At 60.2% G+C, this 22,870-nt stretch carries 22 protein-coding genes; 19 read left to right on the top strand and 3 right to left on the bottom strand.

Annotation, left to right across the window (positions count from 1 at the left end):
- Nucleotides 1–123: 123 nt before the first annotated feature.
- Both rpoN and O7A70_RS24050 read right to left on the bottom strand, forming a co-directional pair.
- Nucleotides 124–1,563: an RNA polymerase factor sigma-54 gene (rpoN, locus tag O7A70_RS24055; protein WP_337142621.1), complete on the bottom strand. Its 1,440-nt coding sequence runs from the start codon at nucleotides 1,561–1,563 to the stop codon at nucleotides 124–126.
- Nucleotides 1,564–1,580: 17 nt separating this feature from the next.
- Nucleotides 1,581–2,174: a peroxiredoxin gene (locus O7A70_RS24050; RefSeq protein ID WP_337128368.1), complete on the bottom strand. Its 594-nt coding sequence runs from the start codon at nucleotides 2,172–2,174 to the stop codon at nucleotides 1,581–1,583.
- Nucleotides 2,175–3,113: 939 nt separating this feature from the next.
- Here O7A70_RS24050 and O7A70_RS24045 point away from each other — a divergent pair.
- The 19 genes from O7A70_RS24045 (at nucleotide 3,114) to O7A70_RS23950 (ending at nucleotide 22,380) form a co-directional block, all read left to right on the top strand.
- Nucleotides 3,114–3,809, top strand: coding sequence for a nitrogen fixation protein NifQ (locus tag O7A70_RS24045; RefSeq protein ID WP_337142654.1), 696 nt, complete (start codon nucleotides 3,114–3,116; stop codon nucleotides 3,807–3,809).
- Between the two features lie 191 nt (nucleotides 3,810–4,000).
- Nucleotides 4,001–5,218 carry a cytochrome P450 gene (locus O7A70_RS24040; RefSeq protein ID WP_337142653.1) on the top strand — a complete coding sequence of 406 codons (1,218 nt, stop codon included), beginning with the start codon at nucleotides 4,001–4,003 and terminating at the stop codon, nucleotides 5,216–5,218.
- Between the two features lie 4 nt (nucleotides 5,219–5,222).
- On the top strand, nucleotides 5,223–5,426 hold the full coding sequence (locus tag O7A70_RS24035; RefSeq protein ID WP_337128367.1) for a ferredoxin: 204 nt from the start codon (nucleotides 5,223–5,225) through the stop codon (nucleotides 5,424–5,426).
- 182 nt (nucleotides 5,427–5,608) lie between these two features.
- On the top strand, nucleotides 5,609–7,930 hold the full coding sequence (locus O7A70_RS24025) for an SDR family oxidoreductase (RefSeq protein WP_442921204.1): 2,322 nt from the start codon (nucleotides 5,609–5,611) through the stop codon (nucleotides 7,928–7,930).
- A 196-nt stretch (nucleotides 7,931–8,126) separates the two neighbouring features.
- Complete coding sequence (locus O7A70_RS24020; RefSeq protein ID WP_337142651.1) at nucleotides 8,127–9,191, top strand: LLM class flavin-dependent oxidoreductase; 1,065 nt, start codon at nucleotides 8,127–8,129, stop codon at nucleotides 9,189–9,191.
- A gap of 240 nt (nucleotides 9,192–9,431) precedes the next feature.
- Nucleotides 9,432–9,710 carry a hypothetical protein gene (locus O7A70_RS24015; RefSeq protein ID WP_337142620.1) on the top strand — a complete coding sequence of 93 codons (279 nt, stop codon included), beginning with the start codon at nucleotides 9,432–9,434 and terminating at the stop codon, nucleotides 9,708–9,710.
- Nucleotides 9,711–9,967: 257 nt separating this feature from the next.
- Nucleotides 9,968–10,093 carry a hypothetical protein gene (locus O7A70_RS24010; protein ID WP_337142619.1) on the top strand — a complete coding sequence of 42 codons (126 nt, stop codon included), beginning with the start codon at nucleotides 9,968–9,970 and terminating at the stop codon, nucleotides 10,091–10,093.
- A 1,061-nt stretch (nucleotides 10,094–11,154) separates the two neighbouring features.
- Nucleotides 11,155–12,048 (top strand): nitrogenase iron protein, encoded by an 894-nt coding sequence (gene nifH, locus O7A70_RS24005; protein ID WP_337128427.1) that lies wholly within the window; start codon nucleotides 11,155–11,157, stop codon nucleotides 12,046–12,048.
- A gap of 90 nt (nucleotides 12,049–12,138) precedes the next feature.
- Nucleotides 12,139–13,641 (top strand): nitrogenase molybdenum-iron protein alpha chain, encoded by a 1,503-nt coding sequence (gene nifD / locus O7A70_RS24000; RefSeq protein ID WP_337142618.1) that lies wholly within the window; start codon nucleotides 12,139–12,141, stop codon nucleotides 13,639–13,641.
- Between the two features lie 125 nt (nucleotides 13,642–13,766).
- Entirely contained in the window at nucleotides 13,767–15,308 is a 1,542-nt protein-coding gene (nifK, locus tag O7A70_RS23995) for a nitrogenase molybdenum-iron protein subunit beta (RefSeq protein WP_337142650.1), read from the top strand.
- A gap of 50 nt (nucleotides 15,309–15,358) precedes the next feature.
- Complete coding sequence (nifE, locus tag O7A70_RS23990; RefSeq protein ID WP_337142617.1) at nucleotides 15,359–16,828, top strand: nitrogenase iron-molybdenum cofactor biosynthesis protein NifE; 1,470 nt, start codon at nucleotides 15,359–15,361, stop codon at nucleotides 16,826–16,828.
- A gap of 8 nt (nucleotides 16,829–16,836) precedes the next feature.
- Nucleotides 16,837–18,219, top strand: coding sequence for a nitrogenase iron-molybdenum cofactor biosynthesis protein NifN (gene nifN, locus O7A70_RS23985; RefSeq protein WP_337128361.1), 1,383 nt, complete (start codon nucleotides 16,837–16,839; stop codon nucleotides 18,217–18,219).
- Complete coding sequence (gene nifX / locus O7A70_RS23980) at nucleotides 18,185–18,682, top strand: nitrogen fixation protein NifX (RefSeq protein ID WP_337128360.1); 498 nt, start codon at nucleotides 18,185–18,187, stop codon at nucleotides 18,680–18,682. Before nifN ends, nifX begins: the two co-directional genes overlap by 35 nt.
- Before the next feature lie 18 nt (nucleotides 18,683–18,700).
- The gene (locus O7A70_RS23975) at nucleotides 18,701–19,180 is read left to right on the top strand and encodes a NifX-associated nitrogen fixation protein (RefSeq protein WP_337128359.1); all 480 of its coding nucleotides are present in this window, start codon (nucleotides 18,701–18,703) and stop codon (nucleotides 19,178–19,180) included.
- Between the two features lie 289 nt (nucleotides 19,181–19,469).
- A complete protein-coding gene (locus O7A70_RS23970; RefSeq protein ID WP_337128358.1) occupies nucleotides 19,470–20,342 on the top strand; it encodes a universal stress protein in 873 nt (290 codons plus the stop codon).
- A gap of 111 nt (nucleotides 20,343–20,453) precedes the next feature.
- Nucleotides 20,454–20,657, top strand: coding sequence for a CCE_0567 family metalloprotein (locus O7A70_RS23965; protein WP_337142616.1), 204 nt, complete (start codon nucleotides 20,454–20,456; stop codon nucleotides 20,655–20,657).
- Entirely contained in the window at nucleotides 20,654–20,968 is a 315-nt protein-coding gene (fdxB, locus tag O7A70_RS23960) for a ferredoxin III, nif-specific (RefSeq protein ID WP_337142615.1), read from the top strand. Before O7A70_RS23965 ends, fdxB begins: the two co-directional genes overlap by 4 nt.
- Before the next feature lie 63 nt (nucleotides 20,969–21,031).
- A complete protein-coding gene (locus tag O7A70_RS23955; RefSeq protein ID WP_337128426.1) occupies nucleotides 21,032–21,265 on the top strand; it encodes an exopolysaccharide production repressor protein in 234 nt (77 codons plus the stop codon).
- 101 nt (nucleotides 21,266–21,366) lie between these two features.
- Nucleotides 21,367–22,380, top strand: coding sequence for a 1-aminocyclopropane-1-carboxylate deaminase (locus O7A70_RS23950; RefSeq protein WP_337142614.1), 1,014 nt, complete (start codon nucleotides 21,367–21,369; stop codon nucleotides 22,378–22,380).
- A 314-nt stretch (nucleotides 22,381–22,694) separates the two neighbouring features.
- Here O7A70_RS23950 and ccoS read toward each other — a convergent pair whose 3' ends face one another.
- Nucleotides 22,695–22,850 (bottom strand): cbb3-type cytochrome oxidase assembly protein CcoS, encoded by a 156-nt coding sequence (gene ccoS / locus O7A70_RS23945; protein ID WP_337142613.1) that lies wholly within the window; start codon nucleotides 22,848–22,850, stop codon nucleotides 22,695–22,697.
- Nucleotides 22,851–22,870: the final 20 nt, after the last annotated feature.

Below are 22,870 nucleotides of genomic sequence, written 5' to 3'. Positions count from 1 at the left end.
TCACACCTTTGCCAAAGACTGGGTCCAGCACGCGGCGGAACAACCGCGGGCCAAGGCGCGCGGTGTGGGCCCAGAAAACTACCAAGCCCAACTCTGACGAACCAGGAGCACCGTAGACTTGGATCAAGAATCTTTCGTCGGGGGAGGCCAACCGCGCTTCTCTCGGCGCCGTTGCACTGAGGAGGGTATGTTCATTGCCTCCCGGTATTTCATCACAGTGCGGCGAGCAAGGTCGATGCCGTTTTCCCTGAGCCGGACGGCAATATCCTCATCGGAAAGCACCGCATCTTCCGCGGCGATGATCGCCTTCATTTGATGGCGAACGGCTTCAGCGGAGTGGGCGCCCCCGCCTTCGCAAGAGCCGATCGCGACGGTGAAAAAATACTTCAGTTCGAACACGCCACGCGGCGTGAGCATATACTTGTTCGACGTGACCCGGCTGACAGTCGACTCATGCATATTGATCGCCTCAGCAACGTTTCTGAGATTGAGAGGCCGCAGATGAGCCACGCCATGTCTCAAAAAGGCATCCTGCTGGTGCACGATCTCCGCAGCCACCTTAAGGATTGTTTTGGCGCGCTGATCGAGGCTGCGGACGAGCCAATTCGCGTTTTCCAGGCATTCGTTTAGAAATGTCTGATCCTTTTCATTTTGGGCTGTAAGCCGCGAGACTTCCACGAAATAGCTTTGGTTGATCAGCACCCTCGGCAGCGTGTCCGGATCAAGTTCGACAGTCCATCCACCTTCGCGCGAGGGCAGGACCCAGACGTCGGGCACGATGGTTTCCGGCCCCCCTGATTGGAATCGGTTGCCAGGCTTGGGATCAAGCGCACGCAGTTCGTGCAGCATGTCGACAAAGTCCTCTTCATCGACCCGGCAACGCCGCTTCAATGCCTTGAAGTCGCGTTCGGCAACCATCTCGAGATTGGCAACCAAAGCTGCCATTGCCGGGTCGAACCGGTCCTGCTGACGCAACTGTATTTCAAGGCACTCGGCAAGCGTTCGCGCAAACATCCCCGGTGGGTCAAAAAGCTGCAAGGTTGCCAGAACCCGCTCCACAACAGCCTCGGGGACATTCAGGATGCCCGCCAGCCCCAAAAGATCCACCTGAACATATCCGGCGTCGTCCAGATGGCTGGCAAGCGCGCCGGCAATCATCCGCTCTTGGGGGTTAAACGCAGTGAGGGCGATTTGACCAGCGACGTGTTCGTGCAGTGTTTCAGGAATGGCGACAAACACCTCTGGCCTTGGCTCGCCGGGCGCGACAGCGGGGGGGTCGCGTGTTGATTTCTGCTGCCTGAGGCGCTCCGAAGGCTCGGCCCCGACAGGCCTATCGACCTGGCTTGCGCGTTCGACGTTCGGAAGGTCCTCCCCCGAAGGTGATGCGTCACCCTCACTGTCGTTTGACGTCAGTTCCAAAAGAGGGTTCTTCTCGACTTCCAGCTCCACGAACTGACGCAGTTCCGTGTGCGCCAGTTGCAGCAAGCGAATCGACTCAATGAGTTGAGGTGTTATAACCAGGGATTGCTTCTGGCTCTGAAACAGGCTTGCTGAGGGCTTCATGACTACGGCCAATGCACCTAGGCTGTGCGCGAGGGGCGATGTGAAACGTTAATTCCACTTGGCCATACAGCGGCGGTGGTTTTACGATCCCTCAGGGTTTCAAGAATGTTCTGCGGCGACGAGACCCCATAAGGATCGGTCTCGCAGTTGTCGGAAAAACCTTCCTCCTCGAACCACTGCTCCACCACACCATCGTCGACGACGGCCGCGTAACGCCAGGAGCGCATACCAAAACCGACATTGTCCTTGGCAACCAGCATGCCCATCTTGCGCGTGAACTCACCCGAGCCATCCGGAAGGAGCTGAAGCTTTTCCACGCCCAACGCCTTGCCCCAGGCATTCATGACGTAGGCGTCGTTGACCGCGACACAGTAGATCGCCTCGACGCCCTCTTTCTGGAACTCGCCATAGAGCTCTTCAAAATCTGGCACCTGGTAAGTCGAGCAAGTCGGCGTGAAGGCCCCGGGCAGCGAGAACAGGACGACGCGCTTGCCTCCGAAATAGTCGACGGATGTTTTGTCATCCCAACGGTATGGATTTGGCCCACCAACAGATTCGTCGCGAATGCGCGTGCGAAACGTAACCAGGGGTATCTTCTTGTTCACGGTCATCAAGGTTGCTCCTGTAAAAGGGAAACTGGCGCGGTGCTTCTCTGTTGGGCCGACGCAACGCCGGTCATTAACCCGGACGAGGTGTCGGTGCGCTCCCGCGTATTCGGGAACGTGCCGGTTTCTGGCCTCGGGCTTCCGAGACAACGATTTGACTGACCTGGGTTCTCTGGCACGCCTTCTGCGGCCATGCCGCTGGAGATATCGACGACGTACGGCCTGTCCTCGAGCAAGAAGTGCCGGTGCGATCACGTCATCAGGTTTGACGCGGCGAACGCAGGAAGCTTCATCGAAAGCACCGGTGTATCGACCAGCATGGCCGCCATACTCGAGATGGACGGTCCGGGCGGCTCTCGAACGGCCGCAAACGTCCGCTTTCAGCTGGACGCACCGGAATTGTGTTGCCTCGTGGTCAATAGCGGCGTCGGCGCGCCACGCGCTCGCCAAAAGGGGCGGCATATGCAGATGCGTAGAATTGAAGCCGCATCGACATTGCCATTCCCTTTGCAACAAGGCTCATCTCCTGCGTCCGCGAAGCGTTCGCGGATCCCCACGCATGTATCGTGCCAAGGGAGAAATCGTTTGCGAACAAGGGGCCGGTACCAGCACGCTATGTAGAATGTCGGACACCGGACATTGACGAGCGGTCGCTTGGCTCAGGCAATTCCGCTGCCGTTGCGGAGCATCCGGTGAGCCATTGCTGAGGTTGCGAAACAGACACCCGGTGTCGGGTTTGTCGAACTAGTGACGCTCGTGTCATCCGCACTTTTGCTGCGCTCCCCGCCGGAAAGCGCGCCAATGCGCTCTCCGGTTACTGTTGTGACGTTTGGAGGCGCAGTTGGCACGGCACTTGAATCTGCTCACCAGGAGCGGTGGGACGCTGCCGGCGCGTTTCAAGTCGCGGTTGACGTCGCGATCGCGGCAACGAAGCAAGGAAGCCAAATGTCAGGTCAGCCTCAGGAAGGCACTATTTGGAAAACCGGCATCAGCCGCTCAGCTCCAAATCCCAGTTGTCCAGATCGGCTTCCACACGCACAGTCGCGCGGCATCGGCCAATGGCCTTTTATCGATCCGGCGGTAAGCTTCGACGAGCATGTGCTTGCCTGTGTTCTCGCAAGGGCGCTCAAGGAGATCGATCGGGGCGAGGCGACCGCGACGCAGGCTACTGGCCTTAAGCGTGCCGATTTGCGCGATGTCCTGACGGACCGGTTTCCAGACGTCCCTGTCAGCGCATTCGCCTTGGAAGCGGCGACCGACGTCGAGCCGGCGATGGAGGAACAGCTGCTGCGCGATCTTTTGCTGGCGCAGGCCCGGCCGGGAGACCCGGCGAGCGCCCGGTTTGCCAAAATCATCGCCCGGCGCGCCATGCGCGATGACCATCTCTGGCAGGATCTTGGCCTTTTCAATCGGGCCGAACTCAGCCGCTTGCTCGCCACGCATTTCCCGACACTCGCAGCCGGCAACACCAGGAATATGAAATGGAAGAAGTACCTATACCGCATGCTGTGCGAGGCTGAAGGTTTTTCACTATGTACCGCGCCCAGTTGCGGCCAATGCTGTGATTTCGAAAGCTGCTTTGGCTCGGAAGAAGACGAAAGCTGCCTGGCACGGAGCAGGAACGACATCGATCTGAATTAAAACCGCCTTCGTCCGCGGTACGAGGCACGCCAGCGCTTGATCCGGCGGCATTGCTGGGAGGCGATGTTCATCACATCTCCTTTTGTGACACCGCGCTCGAGTGGGGCCCAGCCCATGTCGCCCAAAGGAGGCCCAAGGTGAGGAAAAACCAGGTTGCGAACCATTGGGTTCCAGATCATGTCCCGCCCGAGATGGTAAGGGACTTCAGCCTGTTCACGTCGCCAGGGATGCGGCCCACGGCCAACGGAGATCCCCACGCCGCTGTGGCCTGCGTCCATGGCGGGCCGCCGATCTTTTATGCCCCCCACAACACGCGCGATGGCCGGGGTACCTGGGTCATCACGCGCGCCAGAGATCAGCGCCGAGTGCTGCAAGACACCGAAACCTTTTCCAGCCACCGCAGCATCTTCGCCTCCGCGCTCGGCGAAAACTGGCCGATGATTCCACTCGAACTCGACCCGCCGGCGCATGGCATCTTTCGTTCACTTCTCAATCCATTCTTTTCGCCCCAGCGTGTAACCGCGCTGGAACCGGCCGTTCGGGAAAGGGCGATAGCACTAATCGACAGGATCGTCGCATCGGGCACAAGCTGCGATGTGATGAGGGATTTCGCCTTCCCTTTCGCGGTCAACATCTTTCTGCGCTTTCTGGGGCTAACCGACCACCGGCTTGAGACATTTGTCGGCTGGGGGAAGGATCTGCTCCATGGCAATGCTGTCCAAAGACTGACCGCGGCCCAGCGGATTGTCGCCTTCATCGACGAACTTGCAGCCTTGCGCCGCAAGCGACCCGCCGATGATTTCATGAGTTTCGTCGTGCAGGCACATGTCGAAGGCCGTCCACTGACCGACGGGGAGGTCCGTGGCATCGGCGTGCTCCTGTTCGTCGCAGGTCTCGATACGGTTGCAGCAGCGATCGGCTTTGACTTGGCCTACCTCGCACGCAACCCAAAGGACCAGGAATGGCTGCGGAGCAAACCGAACCGTATTGTGCTCGCGGCCGAAGAATTGCTCCGTGCCTATCCGACCGTGCAGATGATCCGTGTGGCAACAAGAGACCTCGATTTCGAAGGCGCGCCCATCCGGAAGGGGGACTATATTTCTTGCGCCACGATGATTGCCAATCGTGATCCGGCGGAATTCGAACGCCCCAACACGGTCGATCTCGCACGTGAGGAGAATCGCCACACAACCTTTGCCCATGGCCCCCACCGCTGCCTTGGCTCACATCTTGCCCGGCGCGAAATTGTCATCGGCCTGGAGGAGTGGCTGGCGCGCATGCCGGCGTTCCGGATCAAGGAAGGGACGGCGCCCATCACCCATGGCGGCCATGTGTTCGGGATCGAAAATCTGATCCTGGACTGGTCCTCGCCAACGCCGTCCCGAGCCGAGGAACAGATGAGGAGCTAGCGCCATGCGCATCATCGTCGACAAGGCCAAATGTCAGGGTCACGCGCGATGCTGGGCGCAAGCACCGGACATCTTCACGCTGGATGACGAGGGCTACATCCTGCCCGGTGACATCAAGGTCGCGGTCACAGACGAACCGAAGGCGGCACGAGGCGCACGGTCCTGCCCTGAACGTGCATTGGGAATCGATCGGACGGCCGCTGCTTGAACGAGTGCCCCCCCTTGTCATTGAGAGTCTCGCGGCGTGGCCGCATCGAGCGAACTCCCAGAACGTAAACAGCGGGGCTAGGTGCCTCTACCGCCCCGTCAAGCGCCGAACAACACGAACCGTTGCTGCGCAAATGAATGCGCGAAAACGCCTCTTCCAATATCAGAACTTGGAACAAAGCGATGGGCTATGCAAAACTTATCGAACTGCTCGACCGGGAGGCCATCCGCGACTGCCTCTATCGGTACTGCCGCGGGATAGACCGCGCCGACGAGGCGGCACTGCGCAGCGCGTACTGGCCTGATGCGCATGACAATCACGGTGCCTATTCCGGCTCGGCCGAGGGCTTCATCCAGTATGCGCTGGATGTCTTCAAGGCCCAGCCGCGCTACATCCATCAGGTCACGAACATCCTGATCGATTTCATCAGCCCGGCTAACGCCGCAGTCGAGAGCTATTTCACCGCGCTGCAACGCGGGCCCGACAGGGCCGGCGATATACGTCAGGAGCTCCTCTGCGGCCGCTATTGCGATCTATTTCAGAAGAGGAAAGGGGCGTGGCGGATTGCCGAACGGACGGTGGTCTACGATTGGTTGCAGGAGCAGATGCCGCCGACGGGCTTCGAGCCAGAGCTGTTCGGGCCCCGGCGGCCGATCGGAGCACCGCATCCAGACGATCCGGTCTACGCCCTCGGCATGCCCGCAGCGGAGGCGAAGGGCCATGACTATGCTGCAATCCCCTCGCCCTCTTTTGGCGACGGCCTGTCCGCCGCGAAGAAGTCCAGAGCGGACCAGGCCCAGTTCGGACGGAAATGGACCGTCCCCAAGACGAGCAACTGTGGCGAGACGGATCTTTCCGCCGGCTGGCGCCGGGTCGAGATCGGTGACCCTGGTGGGAGACAAGTTCTCAGGAACCGGCTGGCACGACGCATCGTGATCATTACAGGTGCTGCAGACGGCATCGGCGGTGTCCTGGCCAAGACTCTCGCCGCGCACGGAGACGTCGTCGTTGCAGTGGATCTTCCCGACAGTGGGGTGCTCGAACTGGCCCGCGGTCTCGGGCGCCCGCATCTCGGGCTCGAGTTCGATGTCTCGAACGAGGAGGACATTCTTGCGCTTTACCGCCGGGTCGAAGCACAGTTCGCGCAGATCAGTGTGCTCGTCAACAACGCCGCTATTGGGCCCATTGTCGATGCGACTGTCGAGACCAGTATCGAGTCCTTCCGACGCACCCTGGCAGTAAACCTGATCGGGCCCTTTGTCATGGCCCGCGAAGCAGCGAAGCGGATGCAGCCGGGCGCCGTCATCGTCAACCTCGCCTCGATATCGGGCCTGGTCAGCAATCCGAAGCGAAATGCCTACGCTGCGTCAAAGGCGGGCCTGATCTCTTTCACGAAGTCTTTGGCGTGCGAATGGGCGTCGCGCGGCATTCGCGTGACGGCGTTAGCGCCGGGCTATGTGCGCACTTCGATGACCGCGGCCCTTGAACGCGCCGGCAAAGCGGACCTGGCGGCGGTGCGCCGCCGCGTGCCGATGGGGCGCATAGGGCGTCCCGATGAGATCGCCCGGGCCGTACGGTTTCTGGCCAGCCCGCAAGCGAGTTACATCACCGGTTCGGTGCTGACGGTTGACGGTGGTTGGACCTCCTTCAACCAGCCGGGCGATGCACATCCGCCGGTGGATGCGACGCCAGGAGCCGAACTCTCCCGTCCGGCCGAGCACGCCGGCGCGCGAATCGTGCTTGTCACGGGCGGGGCAACCGGCATAGGCGCGGCCGTCGTTCGCCGCTTTGCCGCGAACGGCGACACCGTCGTGATTACCGACAAAGATGGCAGTGCCGCGACGGAACTCGCTCGATCGCTCGGCGGCAAGCATGTGGCGCTTACCGTGAACGTGGCCGTCGAGCGCGAGGTGGTGGCGCTGTTTGAGGAATTAAGGGCGCGCTTCCGCCACTTTGAGGTCCTCGTCAACAGTGCTGCTGTCGCCGATTCGGCGGCGATCGAGCAAATGCCGGCGCAGACCGAACACGTGCTTGATGCCACTCTGACCGGCGCCTTCACTTGCGCGCGTGAGGCGATCAAGATGATGCGCCCCGGAGGCATGATCCTTAATATCGGAGCGACCAGCACCTTTCTGCCCTTGGCCCCGCGCCATGTCCATGGCGCATCCAAGGCGGGGTTGGAAATCCTGACCCGGTGCCTGGCGGCCGAACTCGGGCCGGGCGGCATTCGGACGGCCGCCGTCGCTTCTGGCTACATCCGCTCGCTTGGCACCACTCAGTTGGCGAAGCTCGGCACCATCGACCCGAAAGCGATCAGCAGGCGCATCCCAATGGGCAGGATGGGACAGCCGGAAGAGGTCGCGGACGCAGCGTTCTTTCTGGCTTCGTCGGATGCTTCATACGTCAACGGCTCAATCCTGTACGTCGACGGGGGCTGCAATGCGTTCGGCGATGCAGGGTTCGCCAGCGAATCCGATCAGGAGCCAACCGACATCGTGGAATGATTCGTCGAGCCAGCCGGCGGGCTGCGGCTGCTGCACCGAAGCGTGGCCCGCGGGGAGGGGCGGCATGAGTTCCAACGTTCCCGCCGCGGCTGTGATCTCCGAACCGGAAGCGGCTGACCGCAATGTGGTGGACTGCGCCACGCCAAGACGAGATCGACACCGCGGCCAAGGCGATCCCGTGAAACAAGGAACCAGCATGGAATTCGCGACATTCATCCTGGCCGCTCAACGCGGCTATCATCAATCGTCCGACAGTGTGATCCGCAACTCCATCGAACAGGCGGTGCTTTCGGAGCAGGCGCAATTCAACACCGCCTGGTTCGCCGAGCACCACTTCAACAATTACAGCCTGGTTCCGTCGCCCTTGATGATGGTGGCGCACTGTGCCGGCGTGACGAACACCATTCGGCTCGGCACTGGCGTTTGCGTTCTACCGCTCTATCAGCCACAGCGCCTGCTCTCCGAGATTGGCTTCGCCGACGTCGTTTCGAACGGCCGCCTCGAACTTGGAGTCGGCTCGGGGTACCAGCAGTTCGAATTCGAGCGTTTCGGCGTCGACGTCGACGAGGCGCCGGCTGTATTTTCTGAATATCTGGACATTCTTCTCAAGGGCCTCAACCAGAAGATCTTCGAGCACAATGGCCGGTACGAGAAGATGCCGCCGACGGCGATCTCGGTACGCAGCCTTCAGAAGCCGACCCCGCCGATCTGGATCGCCGCCGGATCCGCGCGCAGCATGGGCCGGGCGTATCGTGAAGGACACAACCTCTTTGTCACAGCTCTGCACAACGGCCTGGACACCCTGCGCATGCTTCGCGAAAGCATCGAGAAGGCGGCAGCTTCCGAGGCAAAGAATGCCGCGCAAGCCAGGATATCGCTGCTGCGCTGCTGCTATGCCAGCGACAACGCCGCCGAGATCAACAGCTATCTCGACAATGCCCGCTTCCAGCGCCGGCTGTCTGAAGCCCTGCATCAACGCCGTCAGCAGAGCCAGGACGGTTACCTGCTGCAGGAAACACCGACTCAGCAGGATCTGTCCTTCGAGACCATACGCGAAAACTTGCCGATCGGCAGCGTGAATCGCGTGATCGATCGCCTGCTGGAGGAGCTAGATGTCCTGAAACCGGACCAGATCGCGATTCAGACCCAATTGGGAGATTTCGACCACAAAACGATGCTGCGCCAACTCGAACTCTGGGGAGACAAAATCATCCCGGCAATCAACAAGTCGCTTGGTCAAGGTCGTAACGGTCTGAATTGAATCAGATTGCATCGGCGCGGCGCTGTTCGGCATCGAAGATCCAGACGCTTGTCGTGTTGCCACCTCGCATAGGCCGCGGTTTGATCGGGAGGCCCCTTTTGGAACCAGTCTCAAGCTTTGCCTGATGACGCCGCTTCGTCAGGTTGTCGTCAGCAACGGTCTCTATCTGCCCCGTAGCGATCCGCCTGCGAGTCGAGCCGGCAGGGTGGCTTTCATCCCAAATGGATTACGGAGTCAGAAATGAAGAGGTCCTCCCTGCTGGCCGGCATCGCGATTGGCTTGCTCGCTTTGTCTGTGGCGGCGAAATCGTTTGCATCCGAAGTCACCAACCATTCGGCTAATGCACTGACGGCACTGACGGGACCAACAGCACCAATGGCACCGGCCGAACCAACGGTGCCAACGGCACCAAGCGACAAGGGCCAAGACGCCTCTTCCGATGCGACCGATAATCCTGGGGTCGGCAAGAGACTGCTCTGCTTCCTACGGCTGGGGAAGTGTACTGATCCTCGCTTTTGAGCGTGTAAGCGATCTCGCCACAGAATGAGATCTTGGTGTTGGCCGTGCTGATCAGTCGGGATTGGCGATGTCTCGGCGCCCTCCGTCCTGCGGCCGAGATCGTGAGCATCTGCTCCGGTCCGCCTGCCCATGATGGCCGCTCCGTCAGGATATCGTCAGCAGCGGTCCCTATGGTCGCCAAATCGGGCCGCCCGCCACCGGCGGCCTAAAGCCGACAGGGCGGTTTGATACAATTCCTATGATCGACGGAGAGAGAGATGAAGAGGTCCATTCTGCTGGCAGCCACCGCGGTTGCCTTGCTGGGTTTGCTTGTGACGGCGAGATCGTTTGTCTCCGTAGTCGATCAAGCGGCTCCGGTGGCGGTCACGCCACCAAGCCATTAGCAGCCATGATGGCAGCACCGATTGAACGATGACCTTGGTGCCGGCGAAAAACGCCTCCGCTTACTGGGCAAGGTGCACCGATCCTCGCTCTTGAGCGGTGTACGGCAATGAGACATTGCCGTCGGCCATACTGATCAGCTGGGAAGTGGCGATGCTGGCGCGATCCTGCGGCGGCAGAGCTCATCTAGCATCTGCTTCGGTCCGCCTGGACCGCTCCGTATGGTCAGCAGCGGTCCGTATCATCGCCAACGCGGTCTGCCGGCTACCTGCGGCTCAAACAGCCCGCATGGCTGGCTTTGACGCACGTCGCTGTTCCCAAAAAATCGACGGAGACAGAAATGAATAGGATCATTCTGCTGGCAGCGACGGCGATTGGCTTTCTGGGTTTGTTTGTCACAGCGAAATGGTTGTGTGTTTAGTCGATCATCAGCTCCGTTATGGGCCACGGCATCAAGCGGTGCCAGCCAGCATACCACCACCGATTCCACCGAAGACTGATCTGATACCCGACCACGAGTTCATCTGCTTGTTCTGACCGCGATCGGTTGGCGGGCGCTGAGTGCGAGATTTGCTGCGTCACAAGCCGCGCGGCTTCAGTGCCGGCCGCGACATCAGGATGACAGCTGGCTGGAAGGCTAGCGTCCATGCCGCCGATAATGCTGCTGTGAGGCCGGCGTCAGCGCTGGGCCGATACGGCCTCCCGCGCGGGCCACTGACGGATTGGGTGGATGCAGTCGTTTTTCAGCTGTACGGATCCCCTCATACCCGAGGCCATTTCAACGAGTTGCCGATTGGGATTGGCCGCTGTCGCTCTGAGTCATTATCGACATGGAGCAATCGACACTTTTGTAGGCTTTGTCGGATCCGCAACATGGGTGCTTGACCAATCAGCCGGTCCATCCATGAGCTAGATAGCTGAAAACCAACACGAAGTTTTTTCTTCAGGTCGATCCAGGCAGGTTGGCACGAGTTTTGATCCTTTTCCTGGGAGAGCGGCATGACCTGCCGACCGGTCATGCGTGTATTGACCCAGATTGATGAAAACGAAGGAAGGAAACTACATGGCGGCTTTGCGTCAGATCGCATTCTACGGAAAGGGGGGCATCGGGAAGTCTACCACCTCCCAAAACACGCTCGCTGCCCTGGTCGACCTCGGGCAGAGGATTCTCATCGTAGGCTGCGACCCTAAGGCTGACTCCACTCGTCTCATCCTGAACGCGAAGGCGCAAGATACCGTGCTCCACCTCGCGGCAGAGGAAGGGTCCGTCGAAGATCTCGAGCTCCAAGACGTGCTGAAGATCGGCTACAAGGACATCAAGTGCGTCGAATCCGGTGGTCCCGAGCCGGGCGTCGGTTGCGCGGGCCGCGGTGTCATCACCTCCATCAATTTCCTTGAGGAGAACGGCGCCTACGAAGACGTGGACTACGTCTCGTACGACGTGCTGGGCGACGTTGTCTGTGGCGGCTTCGCAATGCCTATCCGCGAGAACAAGGCACAGGAAATCTACATCGTCATGTCCGGCGAGATGATGGCACTCTACGCTGCCAACAATATCGCCAAGGGTATTTTGAAATATGCCCATTCGGGCGGCGTGCGTCTCGGCGGCCTGATCTGCAACGAGCGCCAGACCGACCGGGAACTGGATTTAGCCGAGGCTCTCGCAAAAAAGCTGAATTCCAAGCTCATCCACTTCGTGCCGCGCGACAACATCGTCCAGCACGCCGAACTGCGTAAGATGACAGTGATCCAATATGCGCCGGACTCCAAGCAGGCCGGGGAATACCGCGCCCTTGCCGAGAAAATCCATGCCAATGGCGGCCAAGGCACCGTCCCGACTCCCATCACCATGGAAGAGCTGGAAGACATGCTGCTCGATTTCGGCATCATGAAGACAGAGGAGCAGATGCTTGCCGAGCTAGCGGCAAAGGAAGCCGCGCCTGCGGCCGCTCAATAGCCCCGCCCAAGGCGCCGGCTCCCGGCGCCTTCACCGAACGGGCGCCTAACGAGCAGGCGCCAGCCAAAGAACCTCAAAAAGGGCAGCTTTATGAGCCTTGACTCCCAAAATGACGGCGCCTTGCACACCAAGCTCATTGAGGACGTGCTAGCGCGGTATCCAGAAAAGACGGCAAAGCGGCGCAAGAAGCACTTGGGCGTCGCCACCAACGGCCAAGAGGTTGCCGGAGTGGGCGAGGCCCTCTCCGAATGCGACGTCAAATCGAATATCAAGTCCATTCCCGGTGTGATGACGATCAGAGGGTGCGCCTATGCCGGCTCCAAAGGCGTGGTGTGGGGGCCGGTGAAGGACATGGTCCACATCTCGCACGGGCCCGTCGGGTGTGGCCAATATTCCTGGTCGCAGCGCCGCAACTACTATGTCGGTACGACCAGCATCGATAGCTTTGTCACGATGCAGTTCACCTCCGACTTCCAGGAGAAGGATATCGTCTTCGGCGGCGATAAGAAGCTGGAAAAAATCATCGATGAGATCGAAGAGCTCTTCCCGCTGAACAAGGGCATCAGCATCCAGTCGGAATGCCCGATCGGTTTGATCGGCGACGACATCGAGGCGGTCTCGCGCAAGAAGGCCAAGCAGCACGAAACGACCATCGTGCCAGTGCGCTGCGAGGGATTCCGCGGGGTCTCGCAGTCGCTTGGCCATCACATCGCCAATGACGCGATCCGCGACTGGGTGTTTGAGAAGAAGGAAGTCGAGTTCGAGGCAGGGCCTTACGACGTCAACGTCATCGGCGACTACAATATCGGCGGTGATGCTTGGGCCTCGCGCATCCTGCTCGAGGAGATGGGCCTGCGCGTGGTCGGCAACTGGTCGGGTGACGCGACACTCGCCGAGATCGAGCGTGCGCCGAAAGCCAAGCTCAACCTGATCCATTGCTATCGGTCGATGAACTACATCTGTCGCCATATGGAAGAAAAATACGGCATCCCCTGGATGGAGTACAATTTCTTCGGTCCTTCCCAAATCGAATCCTCGATGCGCAACATCGCCAAGCATTTCGGGCCGGAGATCGAGGGCCGGACCGAGTATGTAATCGCCAAATACCGCCCGCTCGTGGACGCGGTGATCGACAAGTACTGGCCACGCCTGGAGGGCAGGACAGTCATGCTCTATGTCGGCGGGTTGCGCCCTCGGCACGTGATCTCCGCCTACGAAGATCTCGGCATGGAGATCGTCGGCACAGGCTACGAATTCGGGCACAACGACGACTATCAGCGCACTGGTCACTACGTGAGGGAGGGCACGCTGATCTATGACGACGTGACCGGTTACGAACTGGAAAAGTTCATCGAGGGGATCCGCCCCGATCTCGTTGGCTCCGGCATCAAGGAAAAGTACCCGGTGCAGAAGATGGGAATACCATTCCGTCAAATGCACTCCTGGGACTATTCCGGCCCCTATCACGGGTATGACGGCTTCGCCATCTTCGCCCGCGACATGGACATGGCCATAAACAACCCGGTCTGGGACCTCTACGACGCCCCTTGGAAGAAAAAGTCCGAGCCGTCGGCGGCCATCGCAGCCGAATGAGAACCTCGCTTCGCATCGCCAGCGAGGCCTCGAACGCCTGCGCTACTTGATCCGCAGGCGATCCGAACGTTTTGACGTCCCTGTGCCGCCCGATGGCGCGCGCCAGATCCAAAGAGGTACACCCAATGCCGCAGTCAGCGGAAAAAGTTCTCGATCATGCGCCTCTGTTCCGTGAGGCGGAATACAGGCAGATGTTGGCCGAAAAAAAGCTGAATTTCGAATGCCCGCATCCCGACCAGATCGTTACAGACCAAAGCGAATTCACCAAAACGTGGGACTATCGCGACAAGAACCTCGCTCGCGAAGCGCTTGTTGTGAATCCGGCCAAGGCTTGCCAGCCGCTTGGCGCGGTGTTCGCCGCCGCAGGCTTCGAACGCACGATGTCGTTCGTCCACGGCAGCCAGGGATGCGTGGCCTACTACCGTTCGCACCTGTCACGCCACTTCAAGGAGCCGTCGTCGGCGGTCTCGTCCTCCATGACCGAGGACGCCGCGGTGTTCGGCGGCCTGAAGAATATGATCGACGGGCTTGCCAACACCTACAATCTCTACGAGCCGAAGATGATCGCGGTCTCCACCACCTGCATGGCAGAGGTGATCGGCGACGACCTACATTCGTTCATCGAAAATGCCAGACAGGAAGGCTCAGTCCCACAGGACTTCGAAGTGCCTTTCGCACACACGCCAGCATTCGTCGGCAGCCATGTCGACGGCTATGATGCCATGGTCAAGGGCGTGTTGGAGAACTTCTGGAAGGGCCAGCAGCGTTCCGCGGTGGCCAACACGGTAAACATCATTCCCGGTTTCGACGGCTTCTGCGTTGGCAACAATCGCGAGCTGAAGCGTCTGCTGGATGTGATGGGCGTGTCTTACACCTTTATCCAGGACGCTTCGGATCAGTATGACACCCCGTCGGATGGCGAATTTCGCATGTATGACGGCGGCACCAAGATCGAGGACGTCAAAGCGGCGCTCAACGCCCAGGCAACGGTCTCGCTACAACATTACAACACCCGCAAGACGCTGGAATATTGCCAGGAGGTGGGGCAGGCAACGGCCTCCTTCCACTACCCCATCGGGGTGGAAGCGACCGACGAGCTCCTGATGAGGCTGTCGGAGATATCCGGCAAGGACATCCCGGAGTCGATCCGCCTCGAGCGTGGCCGCCTGGTTGATGCGATGGCCGACAGCCAGGCCTGGCTGCACGGAAAAAAATACGCGATCTATGGTGACCCGGACTTTGTCCACGCCATGGCCCGCTTCGTTATGGAAACCGGCGGCGAGCCGACCCACTGCTTGGCTACCAACGGCAACAATGCCTGGGAAGCTGAGATGAAGAGACTGCTCGCAGCCTCGTCCTTTGGCAAGGGCGCGCAGGTCTGGGCGGGCAAGGACCTATGGGCAATGCGCTCTCTGCTTTTCACAGAACCGGTTGACCTGCTGATCGGCAATTCTTACGGCAAGTATCTGGAGCGCGACACGGGCACACCGCTCATCCGGCTGATGTTCCCGATCTTTGATCGGCACCATCACCACCGCTTCCCATTGCTAGGCTATCAGGGTGGCCTGCGCGTGCTGACGACGATCCTCGACAAGATCTTCGACAAGCTCGACCGAGCTACGATCGAGACGGGCGTGACGGATTATTCCTTCGACCTGACCCGCTGAAGCTGGCAGCCGCACGGCTGCCATTCCGACGGACCTTGGAGACCGGTGCAATGTCCTTGCCCAGTGCGAAATTGCAGGATCTCTTCTGCGAGCCCGCTTGCGAGAAGAACCAGGGCAAGGATGCCAATACGCGCAGACAGGGCTGTTCCAAACCGCTGACGCCCGGAGCCGCAGCCGGAGGCTGCGCTTTCGACGGCGCCAAGATCGCCCTGCAGCCGATCACGGACGTCGCGCATCTGGTCCACGCGCCGCTCGCCTGCGAGGGCAATTCCTGGGACAACCGAGGCGCGATGTCGTCGGGGTCGGCCCTGTGGCGCACAAGCTTCACGACCGATCTCACCGAACTCGACGTCGTGATGGGGCAGGGCGAGCGCAAGCTTTTCAAGGCCATTCGCGAGATTAGCCAAGCGTATGCCCCGGCGGCGATCTTTGTCTATTCAACCTGCGTGACCGCGCTGATCGGCGATGACATCGACGCCGTGTGCAAGCACGCGGCGGCAAAGTTCGGCTTGCCCGTTGTGCCCATCAATGCGCCGGGCTTCGTCGGCTCCAAAAATCTCGGCAACAAACTCGCCGGCGAGGCACTGCTCGATCACGTCATCGGCACAGCTGAACCCGACGATGCCGGCCTATGCGATATCAATATCATCGGCGAATTCAATCTCTCTGGGGAGTTCTGGCTGGTAAAGCCACTCCTGGACCGGCTCGGCATCCGCGTGCGCGCCTGCATTCCTGGCGATGCACGTTACCTCGATATTGCCTGTGCGCACCGCGCCCGGGCGGCGATGATGGTCTGCTCGACTGCTCTCATCAACCTCGCCCGCAAGATGGACGAGCTCTGGGACATCCCGTTCTTCGAGGGTTCCTTCTACGGCATCAGCGCCACCTCGCAAGCACTTCGCAAGATCACGGATCTGCTCGTCAACAAGGGCGCCGATCCAGAGTTGGTCGACCGCACCGAGGCGCTGATTGCGCAGGAGGAGTCTATTGCCTGGAGCAAGATCGCGGCCTACCGCCCAAGGCTCCAAGGCAAGCGCGTGCTGCTCAACACCGGCGGTGTGAAGTCCTGGTCGCTGGTTGATGCGCTGATAGAAGCCGGCCTCGAGATCGTCGGAACCTCGGTCAAGAAATCAACCCTCGAAGACAAGGAGCGCATCAAACAGACCTTGAAGGAAGAGAACCAGGTCTTCGAGTCGATGGCGCCGCGCGAGCTTTACGCCATGCTGTCACAAGGCAAGGCCGACATCATGCTGTCGGGCGGGCGCACGCAATTCGTCGCGCTGAAGGCAAAGACGCCCTGGCTCGACATCAACCAGGAGCGTCATCATCCCTATGCTGGCTATGACGGCATGGTTGAACTCATACGCCAGATCGACCTCGCCATTCGCAATCCGATCTGGTGCCAGGTGCGGGACCCGGCACCGTGGGATGGCCATCCTGGCCTCGATCAACTGACGAGCACAACCAGCCCCGGCCCGACCCCCGCCACCGCCAAAGCCAAAGCCGTGGGCCAGGCTTGATGAAGCCAATGGCCAGCATTCTTGCTCAGACCAAATCGGCCGCGGTCAATCCGCTGAAGTCGTCACAGCCGCTGGGTGCCGCGTTCGCCTTTCTCGGAGTCGATGGTGCGGTTCCGCTGTTCCACGGCAGCCAAGGTTGTACCAGCTTCGCCTTGGTGCTCTTGGTCCGGCATTTCAAGGAAGCGGTCCCCCTGCAAACGACGGCGATGGACGAATTGGCGACAATCCTCGGCGGCGCCGAGCATCTCGAAGAGGCGATCCTTAACCTCAAGACTCGCACCAAGCCAAAGCTGATCGGGGTCTGCACAACGGCGCTGGTAGAAACTCGTGGCGAGGATTTGGCAGGCGACATTGCCAAAATCAAGCGCGACCGCGCGGAGGAACTCGCCGGGACGGAGGTCATGCTGGCCCACACGCCGGATTTCGATGGCGCGATCGAAGAGGGCTGGGCCAAAGCCGTCACCGCGATGATCCAAGGCATTACACGGCGTGGCGAGCAGATGCGGCACTCCAAGACGATCGCGATCCTGCCCGGCTGGAATCTCACCGTGGCCGACGTCGAGCACTTGCGCGAGATGGTGCAAAGCTTCGGCCTGCACCCGGTGATCCTGCCGGACGTCTCCGGCTCGCTCGATGGCACAGTGCCCGACCGCTGGATCCCCACCACCCATGGCGGCACCAGCGTCGAGGACATTCGCGCGCTTGGTACTGTCGCGCATTGCATCGCCATTGGCGAGCACATGCGCTGCGCGGCGGAAGCGCTGCAGAGCCTGACGGGAGTGCCTTACGGGCTGTTTCACTCCCTGACCGGGTTGAAGGCTGCGGACCAGCTTGTCTCGCTTCTTTCGGCGATTTCAGGCGCGGCGGTGCCGGCCAAGATACGCCGTCGTCGGAGCCAATTGCAGGATGCCTTGCTCGACGGACATTTCCATTTCAGCGGCAAAAAAATTGCGATCGCCGCCGAACCAGACCAGCTCTACCAACTGGCGACCTTTTTCGTCAGCCTGGGCGCCGAAATTGCGGCCGCCATCACGACGACCGATACGTCCAAGATTCTCGAAAGAATTCCAACGGAATCGGTCCAGGTCGGAGATCTCGGAGACCTGGAAGCCCTCGCTGCCGGTACTGATCTTCTTGTCAGCCATTCCCACGGACGCCAGGCGGCGGAGCGCCTGGGGATTCCGCTCATGCGCGTCGGCTTCCCGATCTTCGACCGCCTCGGCAGCCAGCATAAGCTCACCATCCTCTATCAGGGAACGCGCGACCTCATCTTCGCGGTCGCTAACATCTTCCAGGCCAACCAGCATGCATCGACGCCTGAGACGCTTGACCCATTCCGCAACCGAGAAACGCCAGATGACCTCCCTTCGTCGCCTCTCGCTCGTCAATGATGAGGCCCACGCAATGCCGCCCGAAAGGCAAGCCGGCGCATTGCGCGTGGCGATCGCCACGCACGACTTGAGGGACCTCAACGCCCATTTCGGATCGGCCAAGCGCTTTGCCGTCTATGACGTGACGCCGGCCGAGTGGAATTTGGTGGAAGCAGTGGCTTTCGATGAGGTTTCAGACGAGAGCGGATCGCATCGCACCGAGGGCGATGACCGCATCGGCCTGAAAGTATCGGCATTGAAAGGCTGCCATCTCCTGTTTTGTCTGGCGATCGGCGGCCCTTCCGCAGCCAGGCTTGTTGCCGCAAAAATTCATCCAATCAAAGTCCCACACCCTGAATCCATCGTCGAGGTCCTTTCGCGAACCCAGGAGATGCTCAGGAAGGCTCCTCCGCCCTGGCTGCGCAAGGTGTTGGCCGACGCGGGCGTTCCGCGAAAGAAACCGTCGTTCGAGGACGAAGATTGAAAACGAGGAGAATGCGCCATGGCTGACGCGGCCGTCATCCCTGCCGTCAAAGAGGACGAGTCGGCGCTTGCCACGCCCTTCGTGAAGTGTCTGCTGCGGCTGATTCGCGCGCAGGACTCCTACGGCTCATGGGAAGGCAAACCAGACCCGGAGCTGCTGGCCGACTTCATTGTCACCAAACAAAAGCGCCGTGAAATCCCCATTATCGGCGATCCCGATCCAGACGTGCTGTGGAGGCTCGATCTCTATTATGCCGCTGTCGGACTTGCGATCGAGGAGCGCGCCGGCCTGATGGCTTCGCCCATGATGAAAATCAGCCATGAGGGCTTTGGGCGCGTGCTTCTCACGGCCGGGCGATTGGTGGTCCTGTCCAAGACGCTGCGCGACGTCCATCGGTTCGGTTTCGAGACGTTACGCAATCTTGCCGAGGCCGGGACGAAACTGGTCGATGACGCGATCGTGGCCATCGAAATCTATCCCGACGCGGCCCGGGCGTGATGCAACGCATTGGTGGAAACAGGTCATGTCGAATCTGGAGGGGTGCAGAAGAAGGTCGGCAGCCGCTGCGCGCGCAGAAACTGCGATGAGGGAAATTAACGGGTGCGGCAGGTCTGTCAGCTGCGCCGGCCCAAACGGTGCCACGAACTGGCCGGCTACGCTGTCGATGAGCAGGGCGGCAGACAGACAAACGCATACGCTGCCATCGTCCATATCCCTCCTGCTGAAAGGGAATGGTACGGCTTCGGACGCATGTACAAGCACAAGAATCCTCAGAAAGAAGCACTCAATGGCTTTTAAAACCGTGCTGTGTGTCACGGAAGTTGAACATTCCGATCAGGACGTCAGAACCGCTGCCGGACTGTGCGCCGAGGTTGGCGCTCGTTTGTCCGTACTAATCATCAAATTTGCCACGCGTCCGCCGATCAGCGCAGTTTCTGCCCTCTGGCCTGAGCACACACGAGACGTGGTCAGACTGGAACGACGTTTTCGTGAAATCGAGGCACTTTCAGAGAATATCGCCAAGCTGGAAAAACGGTCCAGGGAAATCCGTACACTGCTTGAAGCCGGGAGGGCTCCCTATGACGTGGACACCGACTATTGCGATAAGGGCAGCGTCGGTCACCTGCTGCGGCATCGGGCCCCTTATGCAGATCTGACAGTCATCGGGCCATCGCTTCTCGATGACGAAGATCTCGGGCCTCTTGCTATTGACGGTAGCCTGGTCCAGTCGGGAAAGCCGGTGCTTGTGGTGCCGCATGGCGCCAAGGCCTCTCTGCGGCCGCGCCGCATACTGGTCGGCTGGGATTCTCGCGTTGAAACCGCGCGTGTCGTTCGGGAAGCACTGCCTCTGCTGTGTGATGCAGAGGACGTTCGGGTCACATTGCTCGATCCGGAGGCAGCCGGGGCCGAAAACGGCCCTGGGCCGGGCACCGACATTGCAGGCTACTTCGCCCGGCACGGAATTCGGGTGGCTGTCGACCGGCTGCCGAGCGACGTCCAGTCGCTGACCACGGTTCTCACGCAGCACGCGATCGACACGTCCGCCGAGATGATCGTCATGGGGGCTTGTGGCCACCGCCGGCTGCGGGAGCGGATCTTCGGCGGCGTCACCAGATGGATCGTCGAGAAGCCGCCATTGCCGCTGTTTGTCGCGCGCTGAAGATCGAGGCAGTTGCCGCACGAAGAAATTCGAACCTGACCGAAACGGGTCGGCTGCAGGAAGCCGAAGCGTTGCCAGCAGAGTGCGCAATCGATTCTGAGGAAGGAAACTATGTCGGATATTGAGGAACTACAAAAGAAAGTCCGCAAGCTGCAGTCGCGCGCGGGAACCGCGAAAATGGATTTGCACGACCTGACCGAGGACCTACCGCTCAACTGGCGAACGATAATGACCGTCGCCGGGAAAACGTTCGACGTCTTTGCAGAGTTGGACACCGCAAGGAGAGAGCTCGCTGCGTTGGAGACTTCGCGATGACCAGCCCGTTCGTTACCCGCGACGGCTCCAAATGGATGCCAGACTATCTGACCGCCATAGACGGCACGACCTGCATTGGTTGCGGCCGCTGCTTCAAGGTCTGCTCGCGCGAGGTCATGCACCTTTATGGCGTCGATGACGCGGGTGAAATCCTCGGCGTTTGCGATGACGAGGACGACTTCGATGGCGAGCTCAACCGCATGATCATGGTCGTCGACCATGCCGGCCGCTGCATCGGCTGCGGAGCCTGCGCCCGCGTCTGTCCGAAGAACTGCCAGACTCATCTTGCGGCCAACAACGCCGCAGCATGACCTGACGGACAAACCAGGAGAACGTCAGTGCCCCTCAGAATGTTTTGCCTCGCCTTGGCGGCGGTGCTGTCCATCAACGCTGCTATCTTGTTCCTCCTCTCGCATTCTATCCGATCGGTCATCGTCAAGACGCTCGCTGCTTCGCTGCTTGCCCAGGTCGGCTATTTCGCAAGCGTGCTCTTTCTGATCTGGCGGTCAGGCCGTCTTGGGAAAGCTGCAAAAGAAAAGGCCAAGCATTCCGGTCGGGGCCAGCAGCGCCGGCGCCAGTGGCCGACCTGTCCTGAGGATGAAGAGTGAACCTGAGACTTCGCAGTGCCAGGAACGAGCAGCTGACTTCGCGCCGAACACCACCATTGAAACGGCATCCTAGCTCAACTCACGTCGCCGGAGAGACCATCATGCTGAAAAAGTTCGAACGTCACCCGCTCACTTTTGGCCCGACGCCCATTGAGAAGCTCGATCGTCTGGGCCAACATCTGGGGGGAAAGGTGGACATCTACGCCAAACGCGAGGACTGCAACTCCGGTCTTGCATTCGGCGGAAACAAGCTCCGCAAGCTTGAATACATCATCCCTGACGCGATCGCTTCCAATGCAGATACGCTTGTCTCCATCGGCGGCGTTCAGTCCAACCACACACGCATGGTCGCTGCGGTCGCCGCTAAGATCGGCATGAAATGCGTCCTGGTGCAGGAGAGCTGGGTCCCTCATGAGGATGCCGTATACGACCGGGTGGGTAACATACTCTTGAGCCGCATTATGGGAGCAGAGGTGCGCCTGGTTGACCAGGGCTTTGACATCGGCATCCGTCGCAGTTGGGAACAAGCACTCGATGAGGTCAAGGCGAGGGGCGGCAGACCCTACGCGATACCGGCAGGGGCCTCCGTGCACAAATATGGCGGCCTCGGCTACATTCGGTTCGCCGATGAGGTGCGCGCGCAAGAAAAGCAGCTTGGATTTGCTTTCGATTATATCATCGTGTGCACGGTCACGGGCTCCACGCAGGCCGGCATGATCGTCGGCTTCGCCAAAGACGGCCGACAGCGCAACGTGATCGGCATCGATGCCTCCGCAACCCCGGCACAGACCAGAGCGCAAGTGCTAGACATTGCCAATAGCACTGCGAAGCTCGTCGACCTTGGCCCGGCATTCACCGAGGCTGACGTGGTGCTGCTCAAGGAATACGCTCACCCGTGTTATGGCATCCCCTCTGAGGAAACAAAGGAATCCATCCGTCTGTGTGCCAGACTCGAGGGGATGATTACAGATCCCGTCTATGAGGGTAAATCGATGCAAGGCCTCGTTGACCTCGTCCAGAAGGGCTTCTTTCCAAAAGGTTCGACCATCCTCTACGTCCATCTGGGCGGGGTGCCGGCGATCAACGGCTACGGTTATGCCTTTCGCAACGGTTGAGGGTGGAGAATGCGACCACAGCCGAACAAGAGTTGGCGATAAAAGTCCCTCCTGAAAAACACCGTCAACCCGGAACCGACGGGTAAGAGAGAACTTCGACCGTGTGCTGAAGAGGAGCACAATCGCGCCACAAGGTCGGTAGAACACGAACAATTAGCCATTCAGGGTACGGGGATAGCCCTGGAGAAAGCCCACTGCGGGTGACCGGCACGCTTGCTTGGTACCGTAAGGGAATTCCAACCCGAGCCTTCCCAAGAGATCCTCTCCTGTGCCATCGCGTCAACCCGCGACATTCGGTTCTACATGTCGCGCGTTCAGTCAAACCGCCTGTCTTCTCGGTCGATCAGGATGCGCTCTGCCGCACCGTCCAGATCCTCGTACTGGCCGCTGCGCAAAGCCCACAGGAAACCGCCCAATCCAACTGCGCCGAGGAAGAGCGCAACCGGGATGAGATAGACAAGGATCGTCATCGGGACCGGATCAAATCTCA

This window comes from Mesorhizobium sp. Cs1299R1N1 (assembly GCF_037179655.1).
GTDB lineage: Bacteria > Pseudomonadota > Alphaproteobacteria > Rhizobiales > Rhizobiaceae > Mesorhizobium > Mesorhizobium salmacidum.
The sequence above is the reverse complement of the archived record's forward strand: the minus strand, read 5'-3'. Positions and strand labels throughout refer to the sequence as shown.

Bases quoted from the DNA above. Each gene is read 5' to 3' on its own strand.
- O7A70_RS24015 (WP_337142620.1), top strand. From the start codon at position 9,432: ATGAAGAGGTCCTCCCTGCTGGCCGGCATCGCGATTGGCTTGCTCGCT.
- O7A70_RS24045 (WP_337142654.1), top strand. From the start codon at position 3,114: ATGTCAGGTCAGCCTCAGGAAGGCACTATTTGGAAAACCGGCATCAGC.
- ccoS (WP_337142613.1), bottom strand. From the start codon at position 22,850: ATGACGATCCTTGTCTATCTCATCCCGGTTGCGCTCTTCCTCGGCGCA.
- O7A70_RS24020 (WP_337142651.1), top strand. From the start codon at position 8,127: ATGGAATTCGCGACATTCATCCTGGCCGCTCAACGCGGCTATCATCAA.
- nifN (WP_337128361.1), top strand. From the start codon at position 16,837: ATGGCCAGCATTCTTGCTCAGACCAAATCGGCCGCGGTCAATCCGCTG.
- nifK (WP_337142650.1), top strand. From the start codon at position 13,767: ATGCCGCAGTCAGCGGAAAAAGTTCTCGATCATGCGCCTCTGTTCCGT.
- O7A70_RS23975 (WP_337128359.1), top strand. From the start codon at position 18,701: ATGGCTGACGCGGCCGTCATCCCTGCCGTCAAAGAGGACGAGTCGGCG.
- fdxB (WP_337142615.1), top strand. From the start codon at position 20,654: ATGACCAGCCCGTTCGTTACCCGCGACGGCTCCAAATGGATGCCAGAC.
- nifD (WP_337142618.1), top strand. From the start codon at position 12,139: ATGAGCCTTGACTCCCAAAATGACGGCGCCTTGCACACCAAGCTCATT.
- O7A70_RS23965 (WP_337142616.1), top strand. From the start codon at position 20,454: ATGTCGGATATTGAGGAACTACAAAAGAAAGTCCGCAAGCTGCAGTCG.
- O7A70_RS24040 (WP_337142653.1), top strand. From the start codon at position 4,001: ATGGTAAGGGACTTCAGCCTGTTCACGTCGCCAGGGATGCGGCCCACG.
- O7A70_RS24025 (WP_442921204.1), top strand. From the start codon at position 5,609: ATGGGCTATGCAAAACTTATCGAACTGCTCGACCGGGAGGCCATCCGC.
- nifH (WP_337128427.1), top strand. From the start codon at position 11,155: ATGGCGGCTTTGCGTCAGATCGCATTCTACGGAAAGGGGGGCATCGGG.
- nifE (WP_337142617.1), top strand. From the start codon at position 15,359: ATGTCCTTGCCCAGTGCGAAATTGCAGGATCTCTTCTGCGAGCCCGCT.
- nifX (WP_337128360.1), top strand. From the start codon at position 18,185: ATGACCTCCCTTCGTCGCCTCTCGCTCGTCAATGATGAGGCCCACGCA.
- O7A70_RS23950 (WP_337142614.1), top strand. From the start codon at position 21,367: ATGCTGAAAAAGTTCGAACGTCACCCGCTCACTTTTGGCCCGACGCCC.
- rpoN (WP_337142621.1), bottom strand. From the start codon at position 1,563: ATGAAGCCCTCAGCAAGCCTGTTTCAGAGCCAGAAGCAATCCCTGGTT.
- O7A70_RS24050 (WP_337128368.1), bottom strand. From the start codon at position 2,174: ATGACCGTGAACAAGAAGATACCCCTGGTTACGTTTCGCACGCGCATT.
- O7A70_RS24010 (WP_337142619.1), top strand. From the start codon at position 9,968: ATGAAGAGGTCCATTCTGCTGGCAGCCACCGCGGTTGCCTTGCTGGGT.
- O7A70_RS24035 (WP_337128367.1), top strand. From the start codon at position 5,223: ATGCGCATCATCGTCGACAAGGCCAAATGTCAGGGTCACGCGCGATGC.
- O7A70_RS23970 (WP_337128358.1), top strand. From the start codon at position 19,470: ATGGCTTTTAAAACCGTGCTGTGTGTCACGGAAGTTGAACATTCCGAT.